Here is a 6,221-nt window from a genome sequence, read left to right on the forward strand (position 1 = left end):
TGGGGCGCGGGAGGCGCTGAGGATCGCGCGTCCGGGCGTCGGGGGCTCCTCGAGGACGCGCTCCCGCATCGCGGGGCGCGCGCGCGAGCCCCGGGCGCGGACGACGATCTCCCGCCACTCGAGAGGCGTTCCGCGTGCGAGAGGCGCTGCGATCCGCGACCGCAGGGTGTCGTGCTACCGCGGAGCGAAACGAGCGGGAGGCTGCTCGGGGCCGGGGCCGTCTGCCTCGAGCATCGGTGGGGTTCCGATGATCGTGCGCTCGCGGTACCAACGCTCGGACTCCGCGGCGGCGCGCACACGGGAGTCGGGGTCGTTCTCCAGTGCGGCGATCACGTCGTCGGGCAGCTCGTGCTCCCCGGCGAGGAACCACCGGTCGACGACCGACCCGTCGCGCACCACGCGACGCGCACGCTCGTCGTCGCGGGGGAGCCCCTCGGGCGGGGTGTCGGCGCGGTCGATCCCGAGGTGCAGATTCGCGGGGGCCAGAATCTTGCCCGGTTGATAGTCGGGCTGGATGTAGAGACTGACGACGACGCCGCCACCCTTCCATTCCAGGGGATGGAGGGCCATCCCGTCCCCCTCGGTCCACCGCACGTCGTCGAGGGTCCACTCCGACCAGTCGTCACCGTCGGTGTGAAACGCCCACCGCTCCGATCGAGAGGTGAGGAACGATGCCACGGCCTGCGCCCGTATGCGCACCTCGTCTTCCTCGCCCTCGAAGAACACCGACAGATTCGGCGCCCACGCGGACGACAGGAGATCCCAGTCGCCGGCCGCGAAGCGCCCACTTTCCACGTCGGGCGTCCACCCCGTGTCGGCCAGCCCCGTCGCGAGCGACTCGGCATCGCGCAGGAGGGTGTCGGCGTCGGCGGCGGCGAGCAGGGCGAGAACCGCTTCGGGTAGCTCGACGGTGGGGCGTCCCTCGACGTCGCTCATTGAGCCTGCGCCTCGCCGATCGCGGTCGCCACGCTGCGGAACAGCTCGAGGACGCCGACGTCTTCGCCGGCCTCCATCCGCTTGGAGATCATGGTCATCGGGAACGCGAGGTCGTCGGGTCCGCCGAACCGGAGCGCAGCATCGCTCCCGAACTCGTCGTCGACCTGCACCCACTCCGCGCCGGTCACGCGGGCGAGGACGTCGCCGAACACGGTCCCCAGCGACTGCAGCTTCCACGTCTCGTCGGGGCGGACCTCGGCGACGAGAGCTGCGATCACCGAGAGCGCGGTGTGGTTGTCACTCCGGTCGAGCGGGGCATCGGCGCTCACCGACGTCCACACCCACTCTCGACGCGCGTCCATCTCGGCGGCGAGGTCGGCCGACAGAGGACCCGAGATCGGCCCCTCGGCCGGTGCCGTCGGCGGGACGGGCGAACCGACGGGCGGCGACGCCTGTTGGCCCTCGGGTCGCGCGCCGCCGAACAATCCGCGGAAGCCCTTCGAGGCCACGGCGTCAGACCTGCGTCCCGCGTGAGGCGGCGGCATCCGGACCCGGGGCGAGGGTCACGACGGGGAGCGGCTCGGGGCGCTTGGGATTCACGTGATCACCCGACGACTGGTGGCGCAGGCGCCGCAGTACCCACGGCACGAGATACGACCGCGCCCACACGAGGTCTTTCTCGCGCGCGGCGCGCCAGGTCGTCGCCGCGAGCGCCTCCGGCTGCATCGGCTGCAGGTCGTTCGGAACGTTCAGCGCCCGCAGCACCATGCGCGCGACCTCGTGGTGGCCGAGAGGGTTGTAGTGCAGGCGATCGTCGTCGAAGAAGCGCATGTCCTGCACCTCTTTCAGCCCCCACTGGTCGGCGACGACGCAATCGTGCGCATCGGCGATCGCGCGGATGTTCTCGTTGTAGATCGCGACCTTGCCCCGGATGCCGCGGAACACGGGCGTGAACTCCGTGTCGATGCCCGTGAACACGACGACGGTGGCGTTGTCGCGGCGCAGGCGGATGATGGCATCCTCGAACTGCTGGGCCACGGCATCCGGATCGGTTCCGGGGCGGATGACGTCGTTTCCCCCCGCGGAGAAGGTGATGAGGTCGGGCTTGAGCGCGAGGGCCGGCTCGATCTGGTCGGCGACGATCTGGCCGATGAGCTTTCCGCGGACGGCGAGGTTGGCGTAGGCGAAGTCGTCGACCTGCGTGGCGAGCACCTCGGCGACGCGGTCGGCCCAGCCGCGGTGGCCCCCGTCGGGGAGCGGGTCTCCGATGCCCTCGGTGAACGAGTCGCCCAGGGCGACGTAGCGCCGCCAGGGGTGCGGGCCGACGTTGTCGGGCGAAGACGAGGTGCGGGGCGAGTGCGGATCGAGTGTCATCGAAACCTCCGACCCCCAGGCTAACCCGGGCCTCCGACACGGCAAGGGGCGCATCCGGCGGGCGCGGCGCGGCGGGTACGCGCGGCGGCGCACCCATAAACACGGTCCACGCGCAGAAACACGCTCTCCCCGCGTTTACGTGAGCAAATCGCGTTTATGGCCGGTGCGCGGGCCGATCCGTCCACACCCCGGCGCACGCCCGGTCGGTGGTGACCTATCGTTGATGTTCGCGCTCGCGAGGGATGGAGGTTCGATGCTGGAAGACGAAACCCGCACCCAGAACCTGGAACACCCTCCGATGCCCGCCGATGGCGGCGCGCCCCTGAAGATCGCGAGCCCTGGCCCGGTTGCGAGCCCCGGCCCGGTTGCGAGTCCGGGCCCGGTGGCCAGCCCCGGCCCGGTCGCGAGCCCAGCCCTGGTGGCGAGTCCCGGCCCCGTCGCGAGTCCCGGCCCCGTCGCAAGCCCTGGCCCGTCGGCGAGCCCCGGCCCCGCTCCCGTGTCTCCCGCTGCCGCGGGCACCGAGCCCGCGGCATCCGCTCCCGTCGATCCCACCCACGCCACCGCGCCCGTTGCCGACCACCCGATGCCGGGCGATGCCCCGGCTCCGCTCGACGGCACCGAGCCGCACTTCGGGTCGTTCGCGGCCGAGCACCTCTCGCCGTCGTTCCCGCAGCGTGCGCCCTGGGGAACCGCCCAGCGTCTGCGTGCGTGGCAGGCCGAGGCACTGGATCAGTACTTCGGCTCCGACGGTCCCGACGGTGTGGGCAAGGGTCCCCGCGACTTCCTCGCCGCGGCCACCCCCGGTGCCGGTAAGACCACCTTCGCCCTGCGCCTCGCCTCCGAGCTCATGCGCCGAGGCGTCGTCGACCGCATCGTCGTCGTCGCCCCCACCGAGCACCTCAAGACCCAGTGGGCCGAGGCGGCCGCGCGCGTCGGCATCCGTCTCGATCCGTACTTCTCGAACCGCCACGCCACGCCGTCACGGCAGTACCACGGCGTCGCCGTCACCTACGCGCAGGTCGCCGTCAAGGCCGAGGTGCACCAGCGACTGACGATGGATGCCAGAACCCTCGTCATCCTCGACGAGGTGCACCACGGCGGCGACGCCCTCAGTTGGGGCGACGCGCTGCGCGAGGCCTACAGTCGAGCGACCCGCCGTCTGCTGCTCTCGGGAACGCCGTTCCGCAGCGACACGGCGCCCATCCCGTTCGTCGAGTACCACCCGAACTCCAAGGGCATCCGCCTCTCCCGAACCGACTACGCCTACGGCTACAAACGCGCCCTTGAAGACGGCGTCGTCCGGCCGGTCTTCTTCCTCGTCTACGCCGGGCAGATGCGCTGGCGCACCAAGGCGGGGGAAGAGATGGAGGCCCAGCTCGGCCAGGACAACACCAAAGACATCACGTCCCAGGCCTGGCGCACCGCGCTCGATCCGAACGGCGACTGGATCCCCGCGGTCCTCCGCTCTGCCGACCGGCGCCTCACCGAGGTGCGTGAGACGGTTCCGGATGCCGGCGGCTTGGTCATCGCGACCGACCAGACCGCCGCGCGCGCCTACGCCGCCATCCTCGAAGACATCGGGGGCGAGAAGGTCACCGTCGTCCTCTCCGACGAGGCCGAGGCCTCGAGTCGCATCGAGGACTTCTCCAAGGGCACGAGCCGCTGGATGGTCGCCGTCCGCATGGTGTCGGAGGGCGTCGACGTCCCCCGCCTCGCCGTCGGCGTCTACGCCACGAGCGCCTCGACCCCGTTGTTCTTCGCCCAGGCCATCGGCCGTTTCGTCCGCGCGCGGCGCCGCGGTGAGACCGCGAGCGTGTTCCTGCCGAACGTGCCGCAGCTGCTCGCCCTCGCGGGTGAGATGGAGGCCCAGCGCGAGCACGCCCTCGACCGCGACAGCGACGCGGACGACCAGTGGAACGCCGAAGAAGACATGATGGATGCCGCCGAGCGCGAGGACAAGGCATCCGACGCGCTCGAGCAGGAGTTCGAGTACCAGGCGCTGGGTTCGCTCGCGCACTTCGACCGCGTGATGTTCGACGGGCAGGAGTTCGGCCAGCTCGCGGTGCCCGGAACCATCGAGGAGGAGGAGTTCCTCGGCATCCCGGGTCTTCTCGAGCCCGAGCAGGTGCACGAGGTGCTCATGTCGCGCGCCACCCGGCAGTCGCGGCATCGCTCCACGCGCGAGGCGAACGAGAAGGAGAACGGCGTCGAACCGCCCTCCGTCGACGAAGGCGGGCTTCCCGCGCCGCTGCACCGCACGCTCAAAGAGCAGCGTCAGCTTCTCAACACGATGGTCGGTCTCTACGCGCGGCAGAGCGGCGAGCCGCACGGCCTCGTCCACGCCGAGCTCCGGCGTCTCTGCGGGGGACCTGCCGTGTCGCACGCAACCGTCGCGCAGCTGCAGGCGCGCATCGACCTGCTGCGCAAGCGCGTGCACTCCTGAACCCGGTTCGTGCTGTGCGCCGAGCGGCGGGTCGCCGCGACACGCTGACGCCGTGCGGTTCATCTGCAGGACCAGTGGGGCAGAAGTGCACTCGTGCGCGCTCGGCGACCATGCTCGACGGGATCGGTCATGCAGGTGTGCCGCGAGACGACTTCGCGCCGCCGAAATACTGGCATCTCCGCCGCGGCAGCCGCGGCTTTCCGGGCTTCGGGTCCCCGAAATGCTGTCAGTGTCAGCCGACGCGCCCGGGGAGGGGTTCTCGCTCACTACGGTGGGGTCGACCCGAAGGAGCCCCGTGACGACTCCCGCCACACCCACCGCCCGCGACCGCCGCCGTTGGGCGCGTTACCTGGTCGACGAACGCGCCGAGGCGCGCGTCTACCGCGAACTCGCCTCCCGCCGCACCGGGGAGGAACGCGACATCCTGCTCGCGCTCGCCGACGCCGAAGGACGCCACGAGCAGCACTGGATCGACCTGCTCGGCGAGAAGCCGCAGCGGCTGCCGCAGCCCGGCATCGGAACCCGCCTGCTCGCCTGGATGGCCCGCCGCTTCGGCTCGATCTTCGTCCTCGCCCTGGCACAGAACGCCGAGGCCCGCTCGCCCTACGCCGACGAGCCGTACGCGACAGCGGCGATGGCCGCCGACGAGCGCGTACACCACGAGGTGGTCCGCGGTCTCGCCGCGCGGGGTCGTCGGCGTCTCTCGGGAACCTTCCGCGCCGCCGTCTTCGGCGCGAACGACGGACTCGTCTCGAACCTCGCCCTGGTGATGGGCGTGGGTGCGACCGGCGTCGCCCCCAGCTTCGTGCTGTTCAGCGGCGTCGCCGGACTCCTCGCGGGGGCCCTCTCGATGGGCGCCGGCGAGTTCGTGTCGGTGCGCTCGCAGCGCGAGCTGCTCGAAGCGACTGAAGAGAGCGACTTCGCCGACTCGGCTCTGCCCCACCTGGATCTGGATGCCAATGAACTCGCGCTCGTGTACCGCACGCGCGGCATGGAACCCGACGACGCCCTCGCGAAGGCGCGCGAGGTCGTCACCGCCGCCCAGGCCGGAACGGCTCCCGCCGCGGCCGCTCCGGGAGAGTCGTCGCACGAGGTCGTCGGCAGCGCGTGGGGCGCGGCGCTCTCGAGCTTCCTGTTCTTCGCCTCCGGCGCGATCATCCCCGTGCTGCCGTGGATCTTCGGCCTGTCGGGCATCGTCGCGGTCGTCGTCGCGCTCGCCCTCGTCGGCGTGGCACTGATGGGCACCGGTGCGATGGTCGGCCTGCTCTCGGGTGCGTCGCCTCTCAAGCGCGGCCTGCGTCAGCTCGCGATCGGCTTCGGGGCCGCCGCGGTGACCTACGTGCTCGGTCTGCTGTTCGGGGTGTCGGCGGCCTGAGGCCGCGGCCCGCCGGGGCTGTGGCTCGCCCGGAGCGCGCCCGGGGTGTGGCGGTGTCCGCCGTTCGTGCGGCACCGCGCAAGCGGGCATAAA

Annotated in this window: 5 protein-coding genes; 2 read left to right on the top strand and 3 right to left on the bottom strand. The window is 71.6% G+C overall.

Annotation, left to right across the window (positions count from 1 at the left end):
- Positions 1-174: 174 nt before the first annotated feature.
- From P2P98_RS18410 to P2P98_RS18420, 3 genes are read right to left on the bottom strand one after another with little or no spacing between them, the layout of a single operon-like run.
- Positions 175-936, bottom strand: a complete 762-nt coding sequence (locus tag P2P98_RS18410) for a hypothetical protein (protein WP_275801723.1) — start codon at positions 934-936, stop codon at positions 175-177.
- Positions 933-1,445, bottom strand: coding sequence for a DUF3806 domain-containing protein (locus P2P98_RS18415; protein ID WP_275801724.1), 513 nt, complete (start codon positions 1,443-1,445; stop codon positions 933-935). Before P2P98_RS18415 ends, P2P98_RS18410 begins: the two co-directional genes overlap by 4 nt.
- Before the next feature lie 4 nt (positions 1,446-1,449).
- On the bottom strand, positions 1,450-2,310 hold the full coding sequence (locus P2P98_RS18420) for an SGNH/GDSL hydrolase family protein (RefSeq protein WP_275801725.1): 861 nt from the start codon (positions 2,308-2,310) through the stop codon (positions 1,450-1,452).
- 583 nt (positions 2,311-2,893) lie between these two features.
- On the opposite strand from P2P98_RS18420, the gene P2P98_RS18425 reads away from it, so the two are divergent.
- Both P2P98_RS18425 and P2P98_RS18430 read left to right on the top strand, forming a co-directional pair.
- Positions 2,894-4,753 carry a DEAD/DEAH box helicase gene (locus P2P98_RS18425; RefSeq protein ID WP_275801727.1) on the top strand — a complete coding sequence of 620 codons (1,860 nt, stop codon included), beginning with the start codon at positions 2,894-2,896 and terminating at the stop codon, positions 4,751-4,753.
- Between the two features lie 295 nt (positions 4,754-5,048).
- Positions 5,049-6,128: a VIT1/CCC1 family protein gene (locus tag P2P98_RS18430; protein WP_275801726.1), complete on the top strand. Its 1,080-nt coding sequence runs from the start codon at positions 5,049-5,051 to the stop codon at positions 6,126-6,128.
- The last annotated feature ends 93 nt before the right edge of the window (positions 6,129-6,221 follow it).

It is taken from the genome of Microbacterium sp. Kw_RZR3, assembly GCF_029222405.1.
Classification (GTDB): domain Bacteria; phylum Actinomycetota; class Actinomycetes; order Actinomycetales; family Microbacteriaceae; genus Microbacterium.